The sequence below is a fragment of the Variovorax sp. CCNWLW186 genome (assembly GCF_037203865.1).
GTDB lineage: Bacteria > Pseudomonadota > Gammaproteobacteria > Burkholderiales > Burkholderiaceae_C > Variovorax.
Genome location: NZ_JBBCBO010000024.1, coordinates 70,351 through 95,713, shown reverse-complemented (window position 1 = coordinate 95,713; position 25,363 = coordinate 70,351). Strand labels below are relative to the sequence as shown.

Sequence of the window (25,363 nt, the reverse complement as noted above, 5' to 3'; positions counted from 1 at the left end):
AGCGAAATAAAGGAGGAGCCGAAGGCGGGGGACATTCGCGGAGGGGAGTACCCGGTGGCCTTTGCACACGCCCTGAAACAGCAGCGCCTAAAAAGACCACGCACCGTCACCGATAAGGCACCCCAGGCAGCACACACAACATCTCATACAGAAGATTGGCCCCCAGCAGCGCGGTATTCCCGCTGACGTCGTAAGGCGGACTCACCTCCACCAGATCGGCCCCAACCACATTCAAGCCCCGGCACCCCCGCACGATCTCCAGTGCCTGCGGCACCGTAAGCCCACCGATCTCCGGTGTGCCCGTACCGCCGGCAAACGAAGGGTCGATGCCGTCGATGTCGAAGCTGATGTAGACCGGATGAGTCGGCCCGATGCGCTCGCGCACTTGTGCCATCAAAGGCGCCAACGACTGGTACCAGACCTCATGCGCCTGCACCACGGTAAAGCCCTGCTGGCGCGGCCAGTCGAAATCGTCCGCCGCATAACCAGTGCCGCGCAAGCCGATTTGCCACACCTTGTCGCAGGCCAGCAGGCCCTCTTCCACCGCGCGGCGGAACGGCGTGCCGTGCGCGATGCGCTCCCCGAACATGTCGTCGTTCACATCCGCATGCGCATCCACATGCACCAGCGCGACCGGGCCGTGCTTGCGTGCCACTGCACGCAGGATGGGCAGCGCAATGGTGTGGTCGCCGCCGAGCGTGAGCGGCGCGCAACCGGCGGCCAGCACCGTGTCGTAGAACGTCGAGATGATGTCGACCGACTTTTCGAGCGAATAGGTGTTGATGGGCACATCGCCCAGGTCGGCCACGTTCAGCTTGTCGAACGGCGCTGCGCCGGTCGCCATGTTGTAGGGCCGCAGCAGTGCCGATTCGGCACGGATCTGGCGCGGCCCGAAGCGTGCGCCCGGACGGTTGGAGGTGCCGATGTCCAGCGGCACGCCGATGAACGCTGCATCGAGCCCCTGCGCCGACGCTGCGGCCGGCAGCCGCATCATGGTGCCCGGGCCCGCGAAGCGCGGCATGCTGTTGCCGCCGAGCGGCTGGTTCGGTGTGGTCATGGGAGCCTCGCCTCAGCGCTGCCGGCCGCGCAGCCATTCGAGCGCGAGCAGCAGCGCGGTGGTGAAAATGATCAGCAGCGTTGCCACTGCCGCAATGGTGGGCGAGATGTTCTCGCGAATGCCGGTGAACATCTGGCGGGGCAGGGTCACCTGGTCGGGCCCCGCAAGAAACAGCGTGACCACCACTTCGTCGAACGACGTGGCAAAGGCGAACAGCGCGCCCGAGATCACGCCCGGCGCAATCACCGGCAGCGTGATGCGCATGAAAGTCCTGAACGGTGTCTCGCCCAGGCTCAGCGATGCACGCACCAGGTTGTGGTTGAAGCCCGCCAGCGTGGCAAGCACGGTCGTCAGCACGAATGGCGCACCCAACGCCGCATGCACCACGATCAGCCCGAAGTAGGTGTCGGCCAGGCCGAGCGGCGCAAAGTACAGGTACGCGGCCACGCCCACCACCACGATGGGCACCACCATCGGCGAGATCAGCACGCTCATGAGCAGGCCCTTGAACGCGAAGTTGGTGCGCGACAACCCCACCGCCGCCAGGGTGCCGAGCACGGTGGCCAGCGCCGTGGCGGCCGGCGCGACGATGAAGCTGTTGCGCGCCGCGCGTGCCCACTCGGGCGATTCGAACAGGTGGCGGTACCACTGCAGCGACCAGCCCCGGATCGGGTAGGCCAGAAAGGAGCTGTCGGAGAAAGACAGCGGAATCACCACCAGGATCGGCGCCAGCAGAAAGGCCAGCACCGCGACACAGCCGGCGCGCACCAGCCACCAGCCGAGCTTGTCGGCGAAGGTGGCGTAGGCCGGGAATTGAGGGAGCTTGAACATGCGTGTGTATCCTTCGTGCCGCTCAGCCGAGGCTCAGCTCGGCCTTGCCGATGCGGCGGTACACGGCATACAGCACCAGCGTGGCGACCAGCAGCACGGCGCCCAGCGCACAGGCCATGCCCCAGTTGATTTCCACATTGGTGTAGCGCGCGATGTAGTAGCTCAGCATCTGGTCGTCCGCGCCGCCGAGCAGCGCCGGCGTCACGTAGTAGCCGATGGCCAGGATGAAGACCAGCAGCGCGCCCGCGCCGATGCCGGGATAGGTCTGCGGCACATACACCCGAAAGAACGCGGCCAGCGGAGAACTGCCCAGCGAGACAGCCGCGCGCAGGTAGGTGGGCGGCACGCTCTTCATCACGCTGTAGAGCGGCAGGATCATGAAGGGCAGCAGGATGTGCACCATGGCGATGATCACGCCGGTGCGGTTGAACAGCAGCGCCAGCGGATGGTCGATCAGCCCGATGCCCATGAGGCCGCGGTTGACCAGCCCTTCGGATTGCAGCAGCACGATCCACGCCGCCACGCGCACCAGGATGGACGTCCAGAACGGCACCAGCACCAGGATCATCAGCACGTTGGCCTTGCGCGCGGGCAGGGTCGACAGCCACCACGCCAGCGGATACGCCAGCAGCAGGCAAAAGAAGGTGACCACTGCGCTGATGTGAAAGGTGCGCAACAGGATGTTCGCGAAGGCGCGCTGGTCGTCGGGCATGCGTTCGACCTCGCCGGCCACGTCGCGCCGCAGGTCGACCGAGGCGAGCAGGTAGTCGGGCGTCCAGCGCGAGCCGTTCTTGGCAATGGCTTGCCAGAACGGCGGCTCGCCCCAGCGCGGGTCGAGTTCCAGCATGCGCGCCTTCACCTCTTCGGGCGTGCCGGCAATCGGAAGCGCCCGAAAGGTGCTCATCACCAGCGAACGGGCGCCGGCAATTTCAGTGTTGAGGCGGCGCGCCAGGGCGCCCGCGTCGGAGCTGTCTGGCAGCTGCGCCAGGTCGGCCGCCATGGCGGCGTAGGCCGCGGGTGCGGGCGCCTCCTTGCGGTTCCAGCCGTCGAGGGCGCGCACGGTGCGCGGCAGCGCGTTGGCGACCTCGGGGTTTTCGACCGCACGCTGCAGCAACGCGACGATGGGCACCAGCAGCGTCAACAACAGGAACACCAGCAGCGGCGCCGTGAGCGCGAAGGCCCGCCACTTGCGGCGCGCTTCGGCGCGGGCCAGCGCACGCCGCAGCGAAACGGGGGGCACTTCCGCCGGAACCAGGGGAACAGTCGTTGCCGCGTGCATGGCCTCTTTCGTTCGTTCGCGCGCCGTTTACTGGGTGGCCCAGGATGCGAAGCGCTTCTCGAGCGCCTCACCCTGGTCGGCCCAGAAGCCGACGTTGAACTGCAGCGCTTCCTTCGCGTTGCCCGCCGAGGTCGGCAGGTCGGCCAGCACCTTGGGGCTGAGCGAAGCCAGTGCCTTGGTGTTGGTGGGGCCGTAGGCGATGTTCTGCGCATACACCGCCTGGTTGGCCGGCTGCATTGCGAACTGGATGTACTTCAGCGAGGCTTCTTTGTTGGGTGCGCCCTTCGGAATCACCAGGTAGTCCAGGTCGTAGATGCCGCCCGGCCAGAAGATCTTGAGATCGCGGCCTTCGCGGTTGGCGGCGTCGATGCGGCCGTTGTACACGGTGGTGAGCACCACGTCGCCGGCCACCAGGAACTGCGGCGGCTGGGCGCCGGCTTCCCACCACTGGATGTTCGGCTTGAGTTCGGAAAGCTTCTTGAATGCGCGCTCGGCGCCGTCCTTGGTGGCCAGCACCTTGTACACGTCGGCCGGCTTCACGCCGTCGGCCATGAGCGCGAACTCGAGGTTGTAGCGCGCGCCCTTGCGCATGCCGCGCTTGCCCGGGATCTTCTTCACGTCCCAGAAGTCGGCCCAACTGGTGGGCGCGGTCTTGAGCTTTTCGCCGTTGTAGGCCATCACGGTCGACCACACGAAAAGGCCCACGCCGCAATCGGTGACGGCGGCCGGAAGAAAGTCGGCCTTGTTGCCGATCTTCGAATAGTCGAGCTTCTCGAACAGGCCTTCGTCGCAGCCGCGCGCCGCGTCGGGCGACTCGACCTCGACCACGTCCCAGGTGACCTTCTTGGTCTCGACCATGGCCTTGATCTTGGCCTGCTCGCCGTTGTATTCGACCGGAATGATCTTGGTGCCGGTCTTCTCGTAGGGCTCGTAGTACGCCTTCTTCTGCGCGTTGGCGTTGGCGCCACCGAAGTTGACGACGGTGAGCTGCTGCTGGGCAAGCGCCGGCAGCGCGAAGCTGGCAACGACGGTGCAGGCGAGGAGTGTCTTTTTCATGGTGGTGGTAGTCCTGGGTGATGTACGGAAGCGGGAACGGGAGCGAGAAACGGGACGGGATTCAATGCGCATGTCAGAGCGCGCGTTACGACGCATACATGCGCGCATGCGCAACCGGAAATTCGAGCGACACCGATTCGCCGCCCTGCGGTGCCGCGGCGCCGTTCAGGCCGGTGAGCGGCAGCTTCACGGTGGCTTCGGCCTGGCCGTCGCCCACGTTGCAGAGCAGCCGCAGGTGGTCGCCGAAGTAGATGACGCGCGCCACTTCGGCCTGGAGCATGTTGGGGCCCTGGGCCTCGGCGCCGCGGTGCAGTACCACGCGCTCGGGGCGGATGCATGCCTCCACGGCGCTGCCGGCGGCGGCACCGCCGACGTTGAGTCCGCTCAGCACACGGCCGTCGGGCAGCGTCATTTCGGCGTGTTCGCCGGCGCGGCTCAGTTGCCCCTTGAGCACGGTGTTGTCCCCGACGAAGCCGGCCACGAAACGATTCGACGGCTTCTCGTACAGCCGGTCGACCGTGTCCAGCTGCTGGATCACGCCCTCGTTGAACACCGCGACGCGGTCGCTCATGGTGAGCGCCTCGCTCTGGTCGTGCGTTACGTAGACGAAGGTCACGCCCAGTTGGCGGTGCAGGTCTTTCAGCTCGATCTGCATGTGCTCACGCAGCTGCTTGTCGAGCGCGCCGAGCGGCTCGTCCATCAGCACCAGCTGGGGTTCGAACACCAGCGCGCGCGCCAGCGCCACGCGCTGCTGCTGGCCGCCCGAGAGCTGGCCCGGAAGCCGGTCGGTCATGCCGCGCAGCTGCACCATGTCGAGCGCACGCTGCACGCGGCGCTGCTGCTCGTCTTTCGGCACCTTGCGCACGGTGAGCGGATAGGCCACGTTCTGCCCCACGCTCAGGTGCGGAAACAGCGCGTAGTTCTGGAACACCATGCCGAAGTGCCGCTTGTGCGGCGGCGTGCCGGTGATCGGCTTGCCGTTCAGCAAGATCTCCCCGGAGGTCGGCGACTCGAAGCCCGCCAGCATCATCAGCGTGGTGGTCTTGCCCGAGCCCGACGGACCGAGCAGGCTCAGGAACTCGCCGCGATGAATGTCCAGGTCGAGCTGGCGCACCACCAGGTGTTCGCCGTCGTAGGTTTTCTGGACACGCTGGAAACGCACCAGGGGTTCTGCTGTCATGGAGGTGTTCAAGAGAAAAGGGACCGGTCAGCGCAGTGCGGCGAAGCTGTCCGCGAGAAGCGACAGGCCTTCATCCACAAGCAAGTCGGATGCCGTCAACGGCACCAGCACGCGAATTACATTGCCGTAGGTGCCGCATGACAGCAGGATTAACCCGCGCCGCGCCGCTTCGGCCACCACCCGGCGGGTCAATGCCGCGTCCGGGCGCGCCGTATCGCCCTCTTCGAACAGCTCGATCGCCACCATGGCGCCAAGGCCCCGCACGTCGCCAATGGCCGGCACCTCGGCCGCCATGCGGCGCAGTCCCGCCGTGAGCCGTTCGCCCAGCGCCCTGCTGCGCGCCAGCAGCTGCTCGTCGTCGAACACCTTGAGCACCGCCAGCGCCGCGGCGCAGCCGATGGGACTGCCGGCATAGGTGCCGCCCAGGCCGCCGGGCGCTGGGGCGTCCATCACCTCGGCGCGGCCCACCACGCCGGAGATTGGGAAGCCGCCCGCCATCGACTTGGCGGTGGTGATCAGGTCGGGCGCCACGGGCCACTGCTCGCTGGCAAACCAGGTGCCGGTGCGGCCGGCGCCGGTCTGCACTTCGTCGGCAATGACCAGGATGCCGTGGCGGTCCGCCAGGGCGCGCAGACCTTCGACGAAGTCGTTGGGCGCGACGTAGAAGCCGCCCTCCCCCTGCACCGGCTCCAGGATGAAGGCCGCCACGCGCTCGGGCTCGATGTCGTTCTTGAACAGCAGCTCGACCGACTGCAGGGCGTCGTCCACGCTCACGCCGTGCAGCGCGTTCGGGTACAGCGCGTGGAACACCTCGCCCGGGAACGGGCCGAAGCCGATCTTGTAGGGCGCCACCTTGCCGGTGAGGCCCAGCGTCATCATCGTGCGGCCGTGGTAGCCGCCGGTAAAGGCGATGACACCCGGCCGCTTGGTATACGCGCGGGCGATCTTCACCGCGTTTTCGACCGCCTCGGCGCCGGTGCTCAGGAAGATCGACTTCTTCGCAAAGTTGCCCGGTGCCAGCGCGTTCAGCCGCTCGGCCAGTTCCACATAGGGTTCGTAGGCCAGCACCTGGAAGCAGGTGTGCGAATACAGGTCGACCTGCGCCTTGACCGCCGCGCTGATCTCCGGGTGGCAGTGGCCGGTGTTGAGCACCGCAATGCCGCCGGCAAAGTCGATGTAGCGGCGCCCTTCCACGTCCCAGACCTCGGCGTTGGCCGCCCGGCTGACGAAGATTTCATGGCCTTGGCCAACGCCGCGGGCCACGGCCGCGCCGCGGCGGGCCATGAGGGCGGCGTTGCTGAGATGGGGTTCGCGCTGCATGGATACGACCTGTGCCTGAAAGAAGATGCTGGCACTTTAGGTTTCACGTCCGGGCCTGACCATGTACACCCCGAGCCGTGGATCGGCGGACTGTGCTGGTCTTGTATCCTGTACATACTTTCCTCAATATGGTGCAGATTCGGCCTGCCGGGACCCCTTTGATGCTCATTCTTCATCCCGAACAGCCGACTCCGCTGGTGAGCCAGATCGTGGAAGGGCTCCGCGGGCTGATCGGCGCCCAGAAACTCAAGGCGGACAGCAAGCTGCCTTCGATCCGCGCCTTTGCAGCGGCCCATGGCGTCAGTGTTTTCACGGTGGTGGAGGCCTACGACCGGCTGGTGGCGCAGGGCCTCCTGGTGTCGCGCGCCAACGCGGGCTTCTTCGTCAAGCGGCGAAGCGACGACAACCCCGCCGGCAGCGGGCCCACCGCGGCCCAGCCCGACCCGCGCTTCGATGCGCGCTGGTACCTGCGGCAGATCTTCGAGAACCGCAACCTGCCGCTCAAGCCGGGCTGCGGATGGCTGCCGCACGACTGGCTGTTCGAGGACGGCATGCGCCGCAGCCTGCGCAGCCTTGCGGCCGGCGGCACGGACATCGGCGGCTACGGCCTGCCTTTCGGACACATGGCGCTGCGCATGGCGGTGGCCGATTCGCTCTGCGAGCGGCAGATTGCGGTGGAGGCGGGCCAGGTGCTGCTCACCCAGGGCTCCAGCCAGGCGCTCGACCTGGTGGCGCGCCAGCTGCTGAAGCCGGGCGACGAAGTGCTGGTGGACGACCCCGGCTATCCCAACCTGATGTTCATGCTGCGCTTCCTGGGCGTGAACATCATCGGCGTGCCGCGCACGCCCACCGGCTACGACCTGCCTGCGCTGGAGGCGCTGCTGGCGGTGCACCGGCCCAAGGCCTTCTTCACGCAGCCGCGGCTGCAAAGCCCCACCTGCTCGCTGGCGTCGATGCCGCAGCTCGTGCGGCTGCTGCAGCTCGCGCAGGAGCACCAGTTCACGCTGGTCGAGAACGACATCTACGCCGACATGGACGCCTCGTCGCGGCCCTCGCTGGCCAGCCTGAGCCAGTTGCGCCAGGTGGTGTACGTCGGCAGCTTTTCCAAGACCATTTCGCCGAACCTGCGGGTCGGCTACGTGGTGGCGCAGCCCGAGCTGATGGAAGACCTGGCCCAGCTGAAGATGGTCTCGGGGCTCACCTCGTCGGACATCACCGAGCGGCTGGTCTTCGGCGCCGTGACCGACGGGCGCTGGCGCAAGCACCTGAAGTCGCTGCGCGAGCGGTTGGCCGAGGCGCATTCGAACGTCGCCAGGCGGCTGGAGGCCCAGGGCTTCGAGCTTTTTCACGAGCCCGCGGCGGGCCTGTACCTGTGGGCGCGCCACCCCGACCTGACCGACACCGCCGAGCTGTCCCGCCTGGCGGCAACGGAAGGAATCATGCTCGGCCCGGGGCAGCTGTTTCTGGTGAACCCGCGCCCCACCGGTTGGCTGCGCTTCAACGTGGCGTTCAGCGAGGACGAGCGGATCTGGCGCTTCCTGGCGCGCAGCATCGAAGAGCGCAAGGTGGATTGAGGCGCGCCGGCATCTGCCTGCCTCAGTCCACCCTGATGTTGCGGGCCTTCACCACCTTGCTGTAGATTTCCGCGTCGCGCCGCACCATGGCGCTCATCTCGCCGCGCGTGACACCCAGCGGTTCGCTGTTGAGGTCCTTGATGCGTTTGGCCAGGTCCGGGTCCTTGCTGGCCTCCACGAACACCGCGTTGAAACGGTTGAGCACCGCGGCAGGCGTTGCAGCGGGCGCCCAGATGCCGTGCCACGACATCATCGAAAAGCCGGGCATCACTTCTGACAGCGTGGGTACGTCGGGCAAGGCCGGGTGGCGCGTGGGGCCCGAGTAAGCCAGGGCCTGGACACGGCCGCTGCTGATGAGCGGATACCCCGTGGCAATCGGCTCCATCAGCGTGTCGACCTGCCCGCCCACCAGGTCGGCGATGGGGCTGGCGCGATACGGCACGTGCAGCATGTTGATGCCCACCTCGTCCTTCAGCGACTCGACGATCAGCTGCGACGGGCTCCCCGCGCCGTAGGAGGCATGCGAGTAGGTGCCCGGCTTCTCCTTGGCCGCGGCCACCAGCTCCTTGATGGTCTTGGCCGGGAACTTGGCGTTGGCGATCAGCACAAGGCCCTGGCGCATCGTCGTCGCAACAGGCACCAGGTCCTTCTCCGGATCGAACGGGAGCTTGCTGTAGATGTACGGGTTGATCGTGAACGCGGTCGAGAGGTTGTAGAGAAAGGTGTAGCCATCGGCCGGCGCCTTGGCTACGGTGTCCGACGCAAGGTTGCCGGCCGTGCCCGGCTTGTTGTCGATGAGCACGGGCACGCCGAGCTTGCGGCTCGCGTAGTCGCCGTACATGCGCGCAAAGATGTCGGGCGGCGTGCCGGGGGCAAAGCCCACCACGATCTTGATCGGCTTGCTCGGCCATTCCGGTGTCTGGGCGCCTGCAAGGCCCGAGGCCACGCTGCCGGCAATGCCCAGCACCAGGCCGAGCATCTTCTTGAGGGTTGTCGAACGCATTCTTTGTCTCCTTGGGCCACTGCGTGCCCGTGTTTTGGTCATTCCGCTTCTTGTCGCGCCCGGTGCGGCCGGGCGTCCGCTCTTGTTGTCGTCTTTTTCTTCAGTCGACCTGTGCGCCCGAACGGCGCACGGCCTCGCCCCATTTCGCGATCTCGGCTGTGCCGAAGGCCGCCATTTCCGCGGCCGTCATGGCCATGGGCTCGATGCCTTGGGCGGCCAGCTTGTCGCGCACCGCGGGTTGGGCCAGCACGGCCTGCGTTGCTTCCCGCAGCCGATCGCGCTGGGCAGTGGGCATGTCGGCCGGGGCATACAGCATGAACCAGGCGACCAGGTCGAATTCGGCGATGCCCTGCTCGGCCAGCGTGGGCACATCGGGTGCGGCCATGCTCCGCCGGGCGCTCGATGCGCCGAGGGCGCGCAGCTTGCCGGCGCGCACCTGCGGCAGCACCGCGGCAGGGTGATAGAACATGAACTGCACGTTGCCCGCCATCACCTCGGTGAGCGCCTGCGCGCCGTCGCGGTACGGCACGTGCACGAAGTCCTTGCCCAGCCGCAGGTTGAGCAGTTCGCCCGCAAGGTGGCCCGAGGTGCCGTTGCCGGCGGACGCAAAGCTCACCGACTTGCCGCTGGCCTGGCGCATGTCCGCCACCGTCTTCCACGGTGCCGCGGCGGGCACCACCAGCAGCGTGGGCGTGGCTCCGACGAAACCCAGCGGCACGAAGTCGCGCTGCGGCTGGTAGGAAAGCCGCTTGTAGAGCGAAGCGTTGATGGCGTGCGTGCCCACGGTGCCCAGCAGCACGGTGTGCCCGTCCGCACCCGAACGGGCCACCAGCTCGCTGCCGATGGCGCCGCCCGCGCCGGGCCTGTTGTCGACGATGACCGGCTGCGAGAGTTGGCGCGCCAGCGCTTCGCCCAGCACGCGCCCCACGATGTCGGTCGAGGTGCCGGCAGCGAAGGGCACGACCAGTTTGATGGGCCTGCTGTCGCCGGCCTGCGCCCATGCGCCCGCCTGGGGAAGCAGCATGGCGGCCACGGCCGCCGAGGCCAGGACTGCGCGGCGCTTCATGCCGGTTTTCCGAAGCCCGCAGGCACGGTGCCGTTGTACTGAAGCTCGCGCGTGGCCTGGTAAGACAGCGCAAAGCCGCTGGGCGTTTCAGCCTCTTCCGCCAGGTGCGCGATGAGCCCCGCCGTGCGCGCAAGAATCGGCACGCCGCGCAGCGACGCCACCGGAAAGCCCACCCCCAGCAGCACCGCCGGAATGGCTGCGGAAACGTTCATGCGCAGGTCCTTGCCGACGATGCCCGGAATCACTTCTTCGAGCGCTTGCGCGATGCGCACGTAGCGCAGGTCTGCACCCGCCTGCGTGGCCACTTCGATCAGGCGGTCGACGCGCGGATCGCGCTCCTTGTGCAGCGGATGGCCGTAGCCCGGAATGGCCGCGCGCGCGGCCTTCAGCTCGGTGATGGCTGCCGTGGCGGCGTCTGGCAGCGCGGCCCCCGCATCCACGCGCACCGCCACGTCCATGAACAGGCGGCCAGCCGTTTCGGATGCGCCGAGGATGACCGAACCGCAGCCGAGGATGCCCGCCGCCACCGCGCCCTGCAGCGCATCGGGCGCTGCCGCAAAGGTCATGCGGCTGGCCTGCACGCTCGGCACCAGGCCGTGCTCCGCGATGGCGACCAGCGTGGCATTGAGCACGGCACTGCACGCCGCATCGGGGCGCCGCCCGGTGAGCAGCAAGAAGAAGTAGTCGGCAAACGAGAGGTGCCCGATCAGCTCCTGGCACAGGTCCTGCCCGCGCACGACGATGGTGTGTTCGTCCGAGGTGCAGATGGCGGTGCTCGGGACGGTGGACTTTCCGATCTTCATGGGTAGCGTCTTTCAGGCGTGTTGGGGTTCGAGGCGGAAGTCGTAGTGCGCGGACCAGTACGGCGTTTCCAGCGTCTTGCCGTCGGGCGCGCGGCCCGCGGGGTGCGATTCGAAATCGACGATCAGGCTGGGCCGCACGCCGAACACCGCGTCGGATTCGATGTACGGGCTGCCCGCCACGAACAGGTGCGTGGTCACCGGCACATGGCCCGGCGCCGAAACCATCATGTGGATGTGGCCGGGGCGGTTCGGGTGGCGTCCCATCGCATCGAGCATGCGGCCCACGGGTCCATCGACCGGAATCGGATAGAAGGTCGGGCGGATCGACCAGAACCAGTAGCGGCCTTCATGGTCGGTACGAATGCGCCCGCGCGCGGCCATGGCGGCGCCTTCGATCTGCATGTCGTACACGCCTTCGCCGTCGCCCGACCAGATGTCGAGCAGCGCACCCTGCAGCGGCTGCCCGTGGGTGTCGGTCACGCGGCCGCTGTAGAAGGTCGGCTCACCGCGCGCGCCCTGCGCCACGTCGGCGCCCAGCGGCAGATCGGGTGCGCCTTCCCAATAGAAGGGGCCCTGCACCGTGGCGTGCGTAGCCTCGCCCAGCTCTGTGGCTTCTGTGGCTTCGGTCGCACCGCTGCCCCCGCGGCTGCGCCTGCCGGCGGCGGCACGCAGCTGGTCGAGCATGACCACCATCATCGAGGCGCCCAGCGTGTCCGACAGCAGGATGAACTCCTGGCGCTTGTCGGTGCAGGTCTGGCCCACCGCCGTCAGAAACTCGATGCCTTTCATCCATTCATCGGGCTTCAGGTCCACCTCGCGGATGAACGCATGCAGGTGGGTGATGAGCGACTGCATGATCTCTGCAAAGCGCGCATCGCCGGCGCCTTCCAGCCGCTGCAGCACGGCCTGCGTCAGCTCGCTTTCGTTCGATGGGGTCATGTTCTTTTGTCTCCTGGCTCTGTTTTGATTCAAGGGGTGTGTCGAGAGAGATTCAGCTTGCACCCGGCGGCTGCCCCAGGCGCTTGCGGATCGGATCGACGATGGATGCGTTGTCGGCGCCGAGCGTGGGCGGCGCCGTCACTTCCAGCGCGCGCTCGCCGTCGAAGCTCACGGGCGAGCGGATGGTGCGCCATTCGCCGCCCTCCGGATGCGGCGCGCTCACCTCCAATTGCAGGTGCCGCGCCTGCGGGTCTTCCATCGCCTCACGGGTGTCGTACATGGGGGCGTGCGGCACGTCTTCCGCCTCGAGCCGGGCGCACCAGGTGGCGCGCGGCTGCTGGCGGAACAGCTCGCCGAGCAGCGTGATCAGGTCTTCCTGATGGGCAATGCGCGCCTCGCGCGAGGCAAAGCGCGGGTCGGCAAAAAGCTGCGGCCGCTCGATGGCATTGGCCAGGCCCTGCCAGAACTTTTCGGGCGACGACATGTGCAGCGCAATCCACAGGCCGTCCGCGCACTCCAGCACGTAGGACTGCGACACGCTCGGCCGGCTGAACGGGCCCATGACCTCGCTCTCCGAAAAGTAGTGCGTGAATGCGTCGAGGTTGAAGTGGCACATGGCCTCCAGCATCGACACTTCCACCGCGCGGCCGCGGCCGGTTCGGCCCCGCTCGACAAGCGCGCCGAGCACCCCGTAGGCGGCATAGAAGCCGGTCATGGCGTCGGCCAGCGCGGGGCCCACAACGCGTGGGTTGGCGGGGTTCACCAGCAGCTTGAGGAAGGCACTCGCGGCCTGCGCCACAGTGTCGTAGGCGGGCCGCCCGGCGGCGGGGCCCGTTTGCCCAAAACCGCTGATGGCGCAATACACCAGCCGCGGGTTGAGCGCGCGCAACCGGGCTTCGCCGGCCCCGAGTCGGTCGGCCGCGCCGGGACGGAAATTCTGGATGTAGACGTCCGCGTCCTTGACGAGCTCGTCGAACACGGCCGCGTCTTCGGGCAGCTTGGGGTTGAGCGTGATGCTGCGCTTGTTGCGGTTGTAGGTCTGGAAGTGAGGGCTGTAGAGCCCGCCGCGAAAGGCGCGGAACGGGTCGCCCGCGCCGGGCTGCTCGATCTTCACCACCTCGGCGCCCAGGTCCGCGAGAAACATGCCCGCGGCCGGCCCTGTGATGAATGTGCCTTGCTCCAGCACCTTGATGCCGCTGAGGACTTTTTGCACCGAGGCGTCTCCTGATAGTTGTTTGTAAGGACTGGAAGAAACTGTAGGCGGGGCGGGCAGTTCCTGAAAATGATTGTTTTTCATCGTTAGCATCGACGCCATCGATCATCGGCACCCAAAACCGCCATGGAACTCCGGCACCTGCGCTACTTCATCGCCCTTTCAGGCTCGCTCAACTTCACCCGCGCGGCCGAGCGGCTGCATGTGACGCAGTCGACGCTGTCGCACCAGATCAAGCAACTCGAAGAAGAAATCGGCCAGCCGCTGTTCGACCGCATCGGCAAGCGCGTGAGCCTGACCGAGGCCGGCGACGAGTTTCTGCACTACTGCACCAAGGCCCTGCACGAGATCGACCTGGGCCTGGGCGCGCTGCGCCAGAGCAGCTCCGACATAGCAGGCGAATTGCGCGTGGGCTCCACGCACACCTTCAACCTGGGCTTCATTCCCGACTGCATTGCGAGCTTTCACGGCAAGCACCCGCAGGTGAAGGTGGTGGTCGAAGAACTCTCGGCCGACCAGATTGCCGCGCGGCTGCAGCAGGGCACGCTCGACCTGGGCATTGCCTACCGGCCGAATGCGCCCGGCCCGCTGCAGTTCGAGCCGCTCTACAACGAGGAGATGGTGCTGGTGGTGGCGAAGAAGCACCCTCTTGCGCGGCGCAAGCGCGTGCGCATGGTGGAGCTGCATCGCCTGCCCATGGTGCTGCTGCCGGGCAGCTTTGCCACCCGCCAGATGCTGGACGAATGCTTTCGCTCCTGCGGTGCGCAGCCGCACGTGGTGGCGGAGATCAACACGCTGGCGCCCATGATGGACCTGGTCGCCAAGACGCAGCTGGCTTCCATCATGGCGGCCAATGTCGTTACTGCTCAGTCGGGCCTCGTGGTCGTTCGGCTCGAAAGCCCCACGCCGGTGCGCACGCCCGGCATGCTGTGGTCGCCCGTGGCGCGCGACGCGGCAGCCACGCGTGCGTTCTCGACCATCGTGCGCAAACTGGCGCTGCGAAGCAGCCTGCAGGGTACCCAGTAGCGGGGTCGCGCTGGTTTCCGGGGCATTCTTCTTGCATGATCGAAAGAACCCCAAACACTGAGCACGCCGCGACATGAGCCCGGTATTCCTATTGCTTGTCCATACGGATCCACAGCAGGCCAAACGGCTGCTGCAGCGGCTCGTTTCCGTGGGCCGCTGCTTTGTTCATGTCGATGCAAAGTCCGATCTTTCGGATTTCCGCATCGAAGACCCGCGCGTGAGCTACGTGCAAGACCGCGTCGACGTGCGCTGGGGCGCCATCTCTCAGGTCGACGCCACCTTGAGGCTCATGCGGGCTGCGCTTGCAGGATGCGAGGTGTCGCAGGTGAGCCATTTCGTGCTGCTCTCCGGCAACTGCTACCCCGTGCGGCCACTGGAAGAGTTCGGTGCCTACTCGCGCTCGCATGCCGGCATGAACTTCATCAAGATGATTCCCCTGGCAAGCACGCGCAAGCTGCATGAGCGCATTCGCCATTTCTGGTTCTACGAAGACCTGCCGGTCGATGGACGCAAGTTCACGCTGGTGCGCCTGGCGCGCGGCCTTTCGCAGTTGGCCGGCAAGCTCGGCCGCCGCTCGCTTTCGCTCTTTCCGCAATGGCACTTCGGCTCGCAGTGGTGGGCGCTCAACCCCGAAGCGGTGGAGTACCTCGTTTCGCATCCGCTCGAAGAGCCCGTGAAGCGCTTTCTGCGGTTCTCCAAGGCGCCGGACGAAATCTACTTTCATACCCTGCTCGCACACTCCCCGCTTCGGCACAGCGTGAAGCGCGTCTCCGGCTCCGGCGTGTGGGACGCGGCCAACCTGCACCTGATCGACCCTTCGCTGTCGCGCTGGTTTCACGCGGCGGACTACGAGGAGATCGTCGCGTCGGGCAGATGGTTCGTTCGCAAGGTGGGGAGCGGCGTCTCGGGCGAGCTGTGCGACATGCTGGACGATATGGACGACGACTTGGCCTCGGAGCAAGACAGAAAGACTGCGTAGCGCGGCTCAGCCGTGGCGCCGCACGAAATCGGCAATCCGTTCCGCGCAGTACTCGGCGTGGGTTTCGAGCAGCATGTGGGGGCCGTCCAGAACATGCGCTTCCATGCGCGGCAGATCCTGCAGCCAGGAGAGGATCTCGGCGCAATCGAAGTAGCTGTCATGCCGTCCCCAGAGCATTAGCGCCGGCGGCTGGTGGTCGCGCAGATAGCGTGCGATGTCGTCGAAGCGGGCCACGTAGTTTCCGTAGTCCTTCACCAGGGCGCGTTGAAGTTCCAGATGGCCGGGCCGACTCATCGTGCGCCAGTCTTCGATCCAGCTGTCGGCGGAGATGCGCGAGGCAATGTCGTCCGGCACGCCGCCGACATATTCGGCGCGCACACCTTCGAAGGTCAGATGCGCCGTGGCGGCCCGTTCGTTTTCTTTTGTCGGCGCGTTCCAATAGTCAATCGTGCCGCGCCATTGCGGCCCCATACCGCTGCGATGCGCATTCGCGTTCTGGATGATCAGGCCCAGCACACGACGCGGATCGCGCATTGCCAGCTCGAGGGCCACAGGCGTGCCGAAATCATGCAGATAGAGATGGGTCTTGGCGATGCCAAGCTCTTGCAGCAGGCCTTCGACCAGGTCGGCGAAGCGGGCAAAGGTCGCGTCTGGAATGAGATCGGACTCGCCCGAGCCCGGAAGATCCGGCGCGATCACGAAGCATGCTTCAGCCAAGCGCGGAATGACGTTCCTGAAGGTACGCGACGAACTCGGGAACCCATGCAGGAGCAAGACAGCCGGGTGGTTCCGGTTTCCGCCCACCACGGCGGAAAGTTTGCAGCCTGCGATATCGAAGCTTTCGCGGTGTGCTGGATCGGCTTTCATTTCGCGGCTCTCCTTTCATCAGCTTGAATCAAAGGGTACGCTCGCCGCGGCAAGCTGGGCAAGTGCACGTTCTGGAGAGCCGCCCCACCAATCGTTTGCGCATTTCGCTCGATTTCTTGCCTGATCCTCTGGCGCTGCCGCTATTTTGCGGATCAAGATCGGCCCGCGCATTAGAGTGCTTTGCGGAGGCTCCAGCAACATGGCACCCAAACCCCACGACACGGCCGCCCAGCCCATTCCGCCGCAAGAGGCCATGGTCCGCATCATCGGCGCGCGAACGTCGGGTTCGGGCGACTTCGAAACGCCCATTGCCGGCCTGGCCTTCTTTAGGCGCGACGCCCCGGCGTCGCCTGTCGTGTGCATGGTCGAGCCGAGCATCGTTCTTGTCGCCCAAGGCGCAAAGCAGATGTGGGTGGGCGGCGAAGCCTATCCCTACGACACGTCGCGTTTTCTGGTCACCTCGCTGGATGTGCCCGCCAACTCCGAAGTGCTGGCGGCAAGCCCTGAGCGGCCCTGCCTCGGCCTGGTGCTGAAGCTGGACGTGCGGGTGCTGACCGAGCTGGTCGCGCAGGGCGGCCTGCCGCCGCATCGCGATCGCTCGCCCGGCGTGGGTGTGGGAATCGGCGCGGCAACACCCGCGCTGCTGGCGCCGTTCGGACGGCTGCTGGAGCTGCTCGACGAGCCTGCGGCCATTCCTGTTCTCGCGCCCCTGATTCACCGCGAGATTCACTACCGGCTGCTGATGAGCGACCAGGCGCCCAAGCTGCGGCAGATCGCCTCCGTGGACGGACAGGGCTACCGGATTGCAAGAGCCATCGATTGGCTCAAGCTGAACTACGCGTCGCCGCTGCGCGTCGATGAACTCGCGGCGCGCGTGCAGATGAGCACGCCCACGTTCCATCACCACTTTCGCCAGCTCACCGCCATGAGCCCGCTGCAGTACCAGAAGTGGCTGCGGCTGAACGAAGCGAAGCGGTTGATGCTGAGCGAGCACTCCGACGCGGCGAGCGCCGCCTTCAAGGTCGGCTACGAAAGCCCCTCGCAGTTCAGCCGCGAATACAGCCGGCTGTTCGGAGCACCGCCCAAGCGAGACATCGAGGTGCTGCGGGACGGCGCGCGCGGCGCCAACGTGCAAACGCATGCAAAAGACTTCGTGCGACGCCGCCCTGCCCTGAACGATTGACGCTTTGCGGCGCGGCACATGCCGAGCACAGAGGATCAGGCAAGAAATGAAGCGGATTGCTCTATCAATCCCGCGCGCGTCTTCTAAAAATGGTGATCCGGCCTCGCCTTTTGGGGCTGAGGACTTTTTGCTGTCGGGGAACTCATCCGGCAACAAAGGGCCCGCCTCCTATTGCCATCGCTGATGGCTCGCGATATCAGCGGTGATCGCCCACGAACCCACGAACCTCGAACAACAGGAGCTGATATGGACAGTCCCACGACCCATCTGATCTCGCGACGCGACGCGCTCATCGTCGGTGCCGCGACCGCGGCCACTGCCGCCGCGGTTTCGGCTTCCGCCCCTGCTGCCGCTGCGCCCGCTGCTTCCGCGGCAGGTGCGGTGCCCCGTGCGAAGCTGTCGCTCACCGTCAACGGCAAATCTCACTCGCTCGATCTCGATACGCGCACGACCCTGCTCGATGCATTGCGCGAACACCTGCACCTGACCGGCACCAAGAAGGGCTGCGACCACGGCCAGTGCGGCGCCTGCACCGTCATTGCCGACGGAAGGCGCATCAACTCCTGCCTGACGCTCGCCGTCATGCACGACGGCGGGCAGGTCACCACCATCGAAGGATTGGGCACTCCGCAGAACATGCATCCGCTGCAGGCGGCATTCGTGAAGCACGACGGCTACCAGTGCGGCTACTGCACGCCGGGCCAGATCTGCTCGGCGGTCGGCGTGATCGACGAGGTGAAGCGCGGCGTGCCGAGCCACGTGAGCGCCGACCTCACTGCGCGCCCGATGCTTTCGGCCGAAGAACTGCGCGAGCGCATGAGCGGCAACATCTGCCGCTGCGGCGCCTATTCCAACATCGTCGAGGCCATCACCGAAGTGGCGGGGAGCAGAGCATGAAGCCGTTCACCTACGAGAAGGCGCAGTCGCCGGCACAGGCTGCCGCAGCCATCGCCCGCAACCCGGGCGCAAAGTTCATCGCGGGCGGCACCAACCTGCTGGACCTGATGAAGCTGCAGATCGAAGCGCCGCCGCACCTGGTCGACGTGAACGGCCTTGCACTGGACAAGATCGAACCCACGGCCGATGGCGGCTTGCGCGTGGGCGCGCTGGTGCGCAACACCGACCTGGCGGCCGATGAGCGCGTGCGCCGCGACTACGGCGTGTTGTCGCGCGCGCTGCTGGCCGGCGCCTCCGGCCAGTTGCGCAACAAGGCAACGACGGCGGGCAACCTGCTGCAGCGCACGCGCTGCCCCTACTTCTACGACACCGACCAGCCGTGCAACAAGCGCCAGCCCGGGAGCGGTTGCAGCGCCATCGGCGGCGTTACCCGCCAGCATGCGGTGGTCGGCACCAGCAAGGCCTGCATTGCGACGCACCCCAGCGACATGGCGGTGGCCATGCGCGTGCTCGACGCGACCGTGGAAACGGTGCGCCCCGATGGCCGCACGCGCGTGATCCCAATTGCCGACTTTCACCGCCTGCCCGGCGACACGCCGCACATCGAAACGGCGCTGGAGCAGGACGAGCTGATCACCAGCGTCACGCTGCCCAAGCCGATTGGCGGCACCCAGGTGTATCGCAAGGTGCGTGACCGGGCCTCCTATGCCTTTGCGCTCGTGTCCGTTGCGGCCATCGTGCAGCGCGACGGCTCCGGCCGCGTGGCCCTGGGCGGCGTGGCGCACAAACCGTGGCGCCTGGAGTCCGCGGAGGCCGCAATGCCGCAGGGCGCCAAAGCCGTGACCGCACAGCTGCTGGCCGGCGCGCAGCCGACCCACGAGAACGCATTCAAGTTGCCATTGGCCGAGCGCGCGCTGGCCGCGGCGCTGGTGCAAGCGAGGAGCTGACCATCATGAAATTCGACACACCCGCCACCACCAACCCGATCGACCAGCTCAAGATCATCGGCAAGCCGACCGACCGGATCGACGGCCCGGTCAAGACCACGGGCTCCGCACGCTATGCCTATGAACGCAACTCCGAAGTGCCCAATGCCGCCTATGGCTACGTGGTGGGTGCCGGCATCGCAAAAGGCCGCATCGCCTCGATGGACCTGAACGCCGCACGCGCGGCGCCGGGCGTGCTGGCGATCGTCACGGCGCGCAACGCAGGCAAGCTCGGCAAGGGCGACTTCAATACGGCCAAGCTCCTGGGCGGGCCGGAGATCGATCACTACCACCAGGCGGTAGCGCTGGTGGTGGCCAACACCTTCGAACAGGCGCGTGCCGCGGCCCAGCTGGTGCGCATCGAGTACACGCGAACACAGGGACGCTTCGACCTGTCGGCCGAGATGGGTGCGGCGCAGCTGCCCGAACCCAATCCGTTTTCGGGCCAGCCGGAAACCAAGACCGGGGACTTTCCGGGTGCGTTTGCCGCGGCCCCGGTGCAGCTCGATGCGACCTACACCACGCCCGACGAGTCGCACGCGATGATGGAGCCGCACGCTTCCATCGCACAGTGGAAGGGCGACAAGCTCACCATCTGGACATCGAACCAGATGATCGCGTGGGGCGTCGGCGATGTCGCCAAGACGCTCGGCATTCCGAAAGCGAATGTGCGCCTGGTGTCGCCCTTCATCGGCGGCGGGTTCGGCGGCAAGCTGTTCGTGCGCGCGGATGCATTGCTTGCCGCATTGGGTGCGCGGGCGGCAAAGCGCCCCGTGAAGGTGGCCCTGCAGCGGCCGCTGATGATGAACAACACCACGCACCGGCCCGCCACCATCCAGCGCATCCGCATCGGCGCCGCGAGGGACGGCAAGATCACGGCCATTGCGCATGAAGGCTGGTCCGGCGACCTGCCGGGCGGCCAGGCGGAGACGGCGGTCAACCAGACCCGGCTGCTCTATGCGGGCGCCAACCGCCTGACGACCACGCGGCTCGCGGTGCTCGACCTGCCCGAGGGCAACGCCATGCGCGCGCCCGGCGAAGCGCCCGGCATGATGGCGCTGGAGATCGCCATGGACGAAATGGCCGAGAAGCTCGGGCTTGATCCAATCGAGTTTCGCGTGCTCAACGACACGCAGGTCGACCCTGAAAAACCGGAGCGCCCCTACTCGCAGCGCAAGCTGATCGAGTGCATGCGCACAGGCGCCGAGCGCTTCGGCTGGAGCAAGCGCAACACGTCGCCGGGCCGGCAGCGTGACGGGCGCTGGCTTGTGGGAATGGGCGTCGCCGCGGCATTCCGCAACAACCTGCTGACCAAGTCGGCCGCACGTGTGCGTCTGGACAACCGCGGCATGGTCACGGTCGAAACCGACATGACCGACATCGGCACGGGCACTTACACCATCATTGCGCAGACCGCCGCGGAAACCATGGGCGTGCCGCTCGACAAGGTCCAAGTGCGACTGGGAGACTCGGCCTACCCCGTTTCAGCCGGCTCCGGCGGGCAGTGGGGCGCCAACAACTCGACGTCGGGCGTTTATGCGGCCTGCATGAAGCTGCGCGAAGCCATTGCAAGCAAGCTGGGCTTTGCTGCTGCGGCGGGCGTGGAATTTTCGGACGGCATGGTGCGGTCCGGCGAGCGCGTGGTGCCCATCGCAGACGCGGCAGGCGCGAACGGCTTGGTAGCCGAGGACGGCATCGAGTACGGAGACCTCGACAAGAAGTACCAGCAGTCCACCTTCGGCGCACATTTCGTGGAGGTGGGCGTCGATGCAGCCACGGGCGAGATACGCGTCAGGCGCATGCTCGCGGTGTGCGCGGCGGGCCGCATTCTCAATCCCAAATCGGCGCGCAGCCAGGTGATCGGCGCCATGACGATGGGCGTTGGAGGCGCATTGATGGAAGAGCTGGCGCTCGACAAGCGGCATGGCTTCTTCGTCAACCACGACCTGGCGGGCTACGAGGTGCCGGTGCACGCCGACATTCCGCACCAGGAAGTGATCTTTCTCGATGAGACGGACCCGATCTCGTCGCCGATGAAGGCCAAGGGTGTGGGCGAGCTCGGCATGTGCGGCGTGGCGGCCGCGGTGGCCAACGCCGTCTACAACGCGACTGGTGTCCGGGTGCGCAACTACCCGATCACGCTCGACAAGTTGCTGGACCGCTTGCCGCCGGTGGCCTGAGCCAAGCGGGGTTATTACCTACTGCCAACCTACCGCGGGCTTTGGGCTTGTGGTGGGTTCGCGTGCTCCAGCAAGATGGTGCGCAGTGCGCGCTTGCCACGCGCGTTCTGCGCCCTGTAGGCCTGGCGCGCCAGTTCCACGAACCGCTCTTCCCCCAGGTCGGGCAAAGGCTCGGCGGCTTGCGGCGCATCAAGCCAGAGTGGAGCCTTACCGCAGTGGGACTCGATCTGCCGGGCCAGCTTGTCCGAGATCACCCGGCCCTTCTTGATCTGGCTCCACATGCTCGCCGAGATCTGCAGCTTCTGTGCAAACTTGGCGGCCAGGCCGAGCGGCTCCGCCCCGTTGGCCGCATGCTCCGCAACGAACTCACCGAACAGAAGCAGGACGTTGTTGCGGCGGATAGCTGGAAGAGACATGCTTGGTGAGAAAAAAAACACAACACTCAAAAAAAGTGTTGCGCGAATTAGTAAACCGAGTTTACAGTACATCCCATCGACGAAATGCTTCGTCCCCGTTTCATCCGCAACAACCAACTTCGAATCATCGAGAACTTCGCCAAGCACTGGAAACCATCGTGAAAGCAAACATGACCTCACTGAACAACCGACCGGCATCGGGTCGGACGTTCGTGCGCGTCTCGTTTCGCGGCGGTCGCGGTCTGGCGGCGTCCAACGTGCATTCGCAGCTGAACTCCCGTCCCGCAGCGCCGGCCACCTTGTGGCTCGGACAGCAGTACGAGGATCAGCCGCACCCGGGTGGAGGTAGCGCGTAGGCGCATACCTTCCAAGCTCTCTCATCAGAGGCCCGGATTCCGAAATGGATCCGGGCCTTTTTGTTTTTTCGCACCACCTACCGCGAGCGGCACCTGTTGCCGGCCGCCACTGCAGTGATCGCGCTGCCGTGAATTCACCCGCCGAGCGGCGCCGGTGAACGCTCTTTAAAAATTTGCCGCGGATCGCGTCCCTCACTGGTGGGCCGACGATCCGCAAGAACATGCAGCCGTAGCTCAGCCAGGTAGAGCGCAACGTCGCCAACGTTGAGGCCGAGGGATCGAAGCCCTCCTGCTGCTCCATTTCGGGTGTGCCTTTGCAGCACCTCCAGAGGCCAACCGCGCCGGCGGCCTGGAGGGATGTGCACGGTCTGGACCCAACCATGTGCAGCGATGCCGACGTGGGCGCGCAAGCGCTCGAATCGCGTGAAGACACAACCGAAATGGAATGCCCCGATGGCGGAATTGGAAGACGCACCGGCCTCAGAAGCCGGGGACGAAAGTCATGAGAGTTCGAGGCTCTCTTGGGGCACCACACCAGATTCATTTGAAAAATTCGGGGCGTAGCGCAGTTGGCAGCGCGGTTGCTTTGGGAGCATCAGGTCGCAGATTCGATTTCTGCCGCCCCGACCACACAAGAGCGAGACCGGGCGATTCACATCGTCCTCTCGTGGAAACCGGCCTCAAAGATTGGGAGGCGCCGGAACTCGTAACCGGACACCGTTGGAGCATTGGCCGAGAGGCCATTCTTCCCTTCCCGCGTTAGCTCAACTGGATCAGAGCACCGGCCTACGAAGCCGGGGGTTGCACGTTCGAATCGTGTGCGTGGGGCCATACACCTGGAGTGCGAGCAGCCGCTCAACATTTCACGGCACCCGCCGATATACAGATCATTCACCACCGCCCAGCGCGACCCACAGGAGGACATCCATGCGACTCACCACCAGCCACCGCCGGCCGGCGAACAGCATCTTGGTGTCCGAGCCCAGGCCTCGCAACGCGCTTGTGCAGGCGGTCACCCGCAGCTTCGGTGCGATGACAGGGCAGCGCCAGCGGGAGGCCGAGCGCGCACGCGAGCGCTTCGAGAAGCTCGACTTCGACCAGCGCGTGCGCGAAATCGGCGAGTGGTAAAGCCGCGGCAATGGCCGCCGCCTACTCGATCGAACACATTCTTTTTTCCTCGGTAGCTCAGCTGGTAGCAGCGTCGCACTGTTAATGCGAAGGTCCCTGGTTCGAACCCAGGTCGAGGAGCCATTTTTTTCCCCAACGCTTACGGTGCGCGTAGCTCAATGGCAGAGCCGCTGGTTGTGGTCCAGCTGACGACGGTTCGATTCCGTTCGTGCACCCCAATTTTTTCCAGCCGTGGCGCAGTCAGACAGCGCGCGCGCCTCCGAAGCGCGAGGTCGCTGGGGCGGATCCAGCCGGCTGGTCCAACAAACACGAAACAGGAGATTCCCCTCTAAAAAAGCGCTCGGCCATGAAAGGAGGCCGTCATCATGAAACCCCAAGTTCTTCAGCTCGACATCCAGGGAACGCCGCAGGCCTGGATCTCGCTTGAGCACGCCGCTGCTCACTATGCGACGGACTCCGTTGTATGGGAAGACGGCGCTGGTCCGCTGGCGACGATGCGTGGGGGCTTCAACGTGGCGCGCGGCGTGGAGTCGCGGCTCGAGATTTCGCCGATCATCGCGCTCAAGGGCTGCGCGAAGGTGAACCTGTTCGACCAGACGCCGGCCTTCAGCCGGCGCAAGCTCTTCGTGCGCGACCGTTTCACCTGCGCCTACTGCGCGCAGCACTTTCGCGAACAAGACCTCACGTGCGAGCACATTCTTCCCATCAGCCGCGGCGGCGGCTGGGACTGGATGAACCTGGTCGCGGCCTGCCGCGCTTGCAACTCGGAAAAAGCAGACCGCCTGCCCGAGGAAGCCGGCATGAAGCTGGTCTACCTGCCGTACGTCCCAAGCCGCTGGGAAGACTTTCTTCTGGAAGGCCGGAACGTGCGAGCCGACGTGCACGAGTGGCTCGCAAGCCGGCTGCCGAAGGGCTCCAGGCTCAACTGAACGAACAAGGGGGCGCTCCGCGAGGGGCGCCCCTTTTTCTTTTCGCGCCACGCGAAGCGCTTCGCAGGCTCTTCCGTCAGGGTTTGTCCCAGCGGTGCAAGGGCGTAAATGTCGTCCACGCTACAAACTCGGCAAGCCAGCGCCCATAGGATTCGCCAGCTGAAGGAAATTCGCAATGAGAGTTCGATCTGGTTCGTTCTTCGCCCGCGCCGATATCTCTCGCCTGGCGTGGTGGTAACGCATGCTGCCGGCCAAGGAACTGAATGCCTTCTTCGAGCGCTGCATCTGGCCGCGCGCACTGACGCAGGCAGAGCGAACGAAGGCGTTCGAGGCCCTGTACGTCCGTCACCATGAAGCGCACTCGTATGTGTGCCAGCGCGACGAAATAGCCGACAGCTGGATTGGCGTGCTGGAAGGTTTTCTTCGTGTGCAGGACACCACGGTGGACGGCCGCCTGATCATGTTCACGGGCGTCGCGGCCAGCGGATGGATCGGCGAAGGATCGCTGCTGAAGCCCGAGCACCGCAGGTACGAGGTCATGGCAACGCGGCCGACCATCACGGTCCACCTGCCGAGGGCCACGTTCTCGTGGTTGCTCGACCGAAGTATTCCGTTCAACCATTTCATGCTTTCTCATTTGAACGAGCGGCTGGGGCAGTTCATTGCCATGGTGAAGTTCGACCGGCTGCTCGAACCGACGGCGCGCGTGGCGCGCGGCATCTCCAGCCTCTTCCATCCGGTGCTTTACCCGAACACCGACTCCACGCTGCGGATCAATCAGGAGGAGATCGGGCTGCTGGTCGGCATCTCGCGCCAGCGCGTCAACATCGCGTTAACCGAACTCGAAACCGCGGGCCTCATCCAGCGGGGCTACGGCTACATCACGGTGATGGACAGGCAAGCACTTGCCAGGTATCCGTAGCAGGGCCGGCACGCCTGGAAACCGAAGGGTTTTTCCTTAGAAATTAACGGGCCGAATGTCCGTTGCGAAACAGTTGTCAATGTTCTCGCCTTTCAGAATCTGATCGGCATCGCTCAATCTCGATGCGGTGCGCCGGCAGAAAACTGACAAAGGAATAGAGACATGCACTTCTT

The 25,363-nt window shown here is 65.9% G+C and carries 23 protein-coding genes and 7 tRNA genes; 17 read left to right on the top strand and 13 right to left on the bottom strand.

Annotated features, from left to right (window positions below; translation table 11 throughout):
* Nucleotides 1-106 precede the first annotated feature (106 nt).
* The 6 genes from speB to gabT form a co-directional block, all read right to left on the bottom strand.
* The gene (gene speB, locus V9K97_RS23135; RefSeq protein WP_337298276.1) at nucleotides 107-1,057 is read right to left on the bottom strand and encodes an agmatinase; all 951 of its coding nucleotides are present in this window, start codon (nucleotides 1,055-1,057) and stop codon (nucleotides 107-109) included.
* 12 nt (nucleotides 1,058-1,069) lie between these two features.
* The gene (locus V9K97_RS23130; protein ID WP_157612203.1) at nucleotides 1,070-1,888 is read right to left on the bottom strand and encodes an ABC transporter permease; all 819 of its coding nucleotides are present in this window, start codon (nucleotides 1,886-1,888) and stop codon (nucleotides 1,070-1,072) included.
* A gap of 22 nt (nucleotides 1,889-1,910) precedes the next feature.
* Nucleotides 1,911-3,167 carry an ABC transporter permease gene (locus V9K97_RS23125; RefSeq protein ID WP_337320964.1) on the bottom strand — a complete coding sequence of 419 codons (1,257 nt, stop codon included), beginning with the start codon at nucleotides 3,165-3,167 and terminating at the stop codon, nucleotides 1,911-1,913.
* Nucleotides 3,168-3,194: 27 nt separating this feature from the next.
* Nucleotides 3,195-4,223, bottom strand: a complete 1,029-nt coding sequence (locus V9K97_RS23120; RefSeq protein ID WP_337320962.1) for an ABC transporter substrate-binding protein — start codon at nucleotides 4,221-4,223, stop codon at nucleotides 3,195-3,197.
* Nucleotides 4,224-4,308: 85 nt separating this feature from the next.
* Nucleotides 4,309-5,403 carry an ABC transporter ATP-binding protein gene (locus V9K97_RS23115; RefSeq protein ID WP_337320960.1) on the bottom strand — a complete coding sequence of 365 codons (1,095 nt, stop codon included), beginning with the start codon at nucleotides 5,401-5,403 and terminating at the stop codon, nucleotides 4,309-4,311.
* A gap of 27 nt (nucleotides 5,404-5,430) precedes the next feature.
* Entirely contained in the window at nucleotides 5,431-6,723 is a 1,293-nt protein-coding gene (gabT, locus tag V9K97_RS23110) for a 4-aminobutyrate--2-oxoglutarate transaminase (protein ID WP_337320958.1), read from the bottom strand.
* 161 nt (nucleotides 6,724-6,884) lie between these two features.
* Between gabT and V9K97_RS23105 the strand changes: the two genes are divergently transcribed.
* Nucleotides 6,885-8,297: an aminotransferase-like domain-containing protein gene (locus V9K97_RS23105; protein WP_337320955.1), complete on the top strand. Its 1,413-nt coding sequence runs from the start codon at nucleotides 6,885-6,887 to the stop codon at nucleotides 8,295-8,297.
* 22 nt (nucleotides 8,298-8,319) lie between these two features.
* On the opposite strand, the gene V9K97_RS23100 is transcribed toward V9K97_RS23105, so the two are convergent.
* The 5 genes from V9K97_RS23100 to V9K97_RS23080 form a co-directional block, all read right to left on the bottom strand.
* Nucleotides 8,320-9,300 carry a Bug family tripartite tricarboxylate transporter substrate binding protein gene (locus tag V9K97_RS23100; RefSeq protein ID WP_337320953.1) on the bottom strand — a complete coding sequence of 327 codons (981 nt, stop codon included), beginning with the start codon at nucleotides 9,298-9,300 and terminating at the stop codon, nucleotides 8,320-8,322.
* A 100-nt stretch (nucleotides 9,301-9,400) separates the two neighbouring features.
* Nucleotides 9,401-10,366, bottom strand: coding sequence for a Bug family tripartite tricarboxylate transporter substrate binding protein (locus V9K97_RS23095; RefSeq protein WP_337320951.1), 966 nt, complete (start codon nucleotides 10,364-10,366; stop codon nucleotides 9,401-9,403).
* The gene (locus tag V9K97_RS23090) at nucleotides 10,363-11,169 is read right to left on the bottom strand and encodes a citryl-CoA lyase (RefSeq protein ID WP_337320949.1); all 807 of its coding nucleotides are present in this window, start codon (nucleotides 11,167-11,169) and stop codon (nucleotides 10,363-10,365) included. The genes V9K97_RS23095 and V9K97_RS23090 overlap by 4 nt, the downstream gene beginning before the upstream one ends.
* A gap of 12 nt (nucleotides 11,170-11,181) precedes the next feature.
* Entirely contained in the window at nucleotides 11,182-12,108 is a 927-nt protein-coding gene (locus V9K97_RS23085) for a dioxygenase family protein (RefSeq protein ID WP_337298268.1), read from the bottom strand.
* Nucleotides 12,109-12,160: 52 nt separating this feature from the next.
* On the bottom strand, nucleotides 12,161-13,321 hold the full coding sequence (locus V9K97_RS23080; protein ID WP_337320947.1) for a CaiB/BaiF CoA transferase family protein: 1,161 nt from the start codon (nucleotides 13,319-13,321) through the stop codon (nucleotides 12,161-12,163).
* A gap of 126 nt (nucleotides 13,322-13,447) precedes the next feature.
* Here V9K97_RS23080 and V9K97_RS23075 point away from each other — a divergent pair, with 126 nt between their 5' ends.
* Both V9K97_RS23075 and V9K97_RS23070 read left to right on the top strand, forming a co-directional pair.
* Nucleotides 13,448-14,347 carry a LysR substrate-binding domain-containing protein gene (locus V9K97_RS23075; protein ID WP_258504234.1) on the top strand — a complete coding sequence of 300 codons (900 nt, stop codon included), beginning with the start codon at nucleotides 13,448-13,450 and terminating at the stop codon, nucleotides 14,345-14,347.
* A gap of 73 nt (nucleotides 14,348-14,420) precedes the next feature.
* Nucleotides 14,421-15,326, top strand: a complete 906-nt coding sequence (locus V9K97_RS23070; protein WP_337320945.1) for a beta-1,6-N-acetylglucosaminyltransferase — start codon at nucleotides 14,421-14,423, stop codon at nucleotides 15,324-15,326.
* A gap of 6 nt (nucleotides 15,327-15,332) precedes the next feature.
* Here V9K97_RS23070 and V9K97_RS23065 read toward each other — a convergent pair whose 3' ends face one another.
* Nucleotides 15,333-16,193 carry an alpha/beta fold hydrolase gene (locus V9K97_RS23065; RefSeq protein WP_337320943.1) on the bottom strand — a complete coding sequence of 287 codons (861 nt, stop codon included), beginning with the start codon at nucleotides 16,191-16,193 and terminating at the stop codon, nucleotides 15,333-15,335.
* A 199-nt stretch (nucleotides 16,194-16,392) separates the two neighbouring features.
* Here V9K97_RS23065 and V9K97_RS23060 point away from each other — a divergent pair, with 199 nt between their 5' ends.
* From V9K97_RS23060 to paoC, 4 genes are all read left to right on the top strand, one after another.
* Entirely contained in the window at nucleotides 16,393-17,376 is a 984-nt protein-coding gene (locus V9K97_RS23060) for an AraC family transcriptional regulator (protein ID WP_337320941.1), read from the top strand.
* A 246-nt stretch (nucleotides 17,377-17,622) separates the two neighbouring features.
* Complete coding sequence (gene paoA / locus V9K97_RS23055; protein ID WP_337320939.1) at nucleotides 17,623-18,273, top strand: aldehyde dehydrogenase iron-sulfur subunit PaoA; 651 nt, start codon at nucleotides 17,623-17,625, stop codon at nucleotides 18,271-18,273.
* Complete coding sequence (locus V9K97_RS23050; RefSeq protein WP_337298263.1) at nucleotides 18,270-19,220, top strand: FAD binding domain-containing protein; 951 nt, start codon at nucleotides 18,270-18,272, stop codon at nucleotides 19,218-19,220. The genes paoA and V9K97_RS23050 overlap by 4 nt, the downstream gene beginning before the upstream one ends.
* 5 nt (nucleotides 19,221-19,225) lie before the next feature.
* The gene (paoC, locus tag V9K97_RS23045) at nucleotides 19,226-21,439 is read left to right on the top strand and encodes an aldehyde oxidoreductase molybdenum-binding subunit PaoC (protein ID WP_337320937.1); all 2,214 of its coding nucleotides are present in this window, start codon (nucleotides 19,226-19,228) and stop codon (nucleotides 21,437-21,439) included.
* A 29-nt stretch (nucleotides 21,440-21,468) separates the two neighbouring features.
* Here paoC and V9K97_RS23040 read toward each other — a convergent pair whose 3' ends face one another.
* Nucleotides 21,469-22,002 (bottom strand): hypothetical protein, encoded by a 534-nt coding sequence (locus tag V9K97_RS23040; protein ID WP_337320935.1) that lies wholly within the window; start codon nucleotides 22,000-22,002, stop codon nucleotides 21,469-21,471.
* Nucleotides 22,003-22,434: 432 nt separating this feature from the next.
* Between V9K97_RS23040 and V9K97_RS23035 the strand changes: the two genes are divergently transcribed.
* From V9K97_RS23035 to V9K97_RS22990, 10 genes are all read left to right on the top strand, one after another.
* A tRNA-Gly gene (locus V9K97_RS23035) sits at nucleotides 22,435-22,511 on the top strand.
* A gap of 147 nt (nucleotides 22,512-22,658) precedes the next feature.
* Nucleotides 22,659-22,743 (top strand) — tRNA-Leu (locus V9K97_RS23030).
* A gap of 22 nt (nucleotides 22,744-22,765) precedes the next feature.
* Nucleotides 22,766-22,841: transfer RNA gene (locus V9K97_RS23025), tRNA-Pro, on the top strand.
* A gap of 123 nt (nucleotides 22,842-22,964) precedes the next feature.
* Nucleotides 22,965-23,042, top strand: a tRNA-Arg gene (locus tag V9K97_RS23020).
* A gap of 96 nt (nucleotides 23,043-23,138) precedes the next feature.
* A complete protein-coding gene (locus V9K97_RS23015) occupies nucleotides 23,139-23,339 on the top strand; it encodes a short-chain dehydrogenase (RefSeq protein WP_258504226.1) in 201 nt (66 codons plus the stop codon).
* 46 nt (nucleotides 23,340-23,385) lie between these two features.
* A tRNA-Asn gene (locus V9K97_RS23010) sits at nucleotides 23,386-23,462 on the top strand.
* A 21-nt stretch (nucleotides 23,463-23,483) separates the two neighbouring features.
* A tRNA-His gene (locus tag V9K97_RS23005) sits at nucleotides 23,484-23,557 on the top strand.
* A gap of 7 nt (nucleotides 23,558-23,564) precedes the next feature.
* Nucleotides 23,565-23,641 (top strand) — tRNA-Arg (locus V9K97_RS23000).
* A 63-nt stretch (nucleotides 23,642-23,704) separates the two neighbouring features.
* Nucleotides 23,705-24,268 (top strand): HNH endonuclease, encoded by a 564-nt coding sequence (locus V9K97_RS22995; RefSeq protein ID WP_337320933.1) that lies wholly within the window; start codon nucleotides 23,705-23,707, stop codon nucleotides 24,266-24,268.
* Between the two features lie 241 nt (nucleotides 24,269-24,509).
* Nucleotides 24,510-25,190, top strand: coding sequence for a Crp/Fnr family transcriptional regulator (locus tag V9K97_RS22990; protein ID WP_258504151.1), 681 nt, complete (start codon nucleotides 24,510-24,512; stop codon nucleotides 25,188-25,190).
* Nucleotides 25,191-25,363 lie beyond the last annotated feature (173 nt).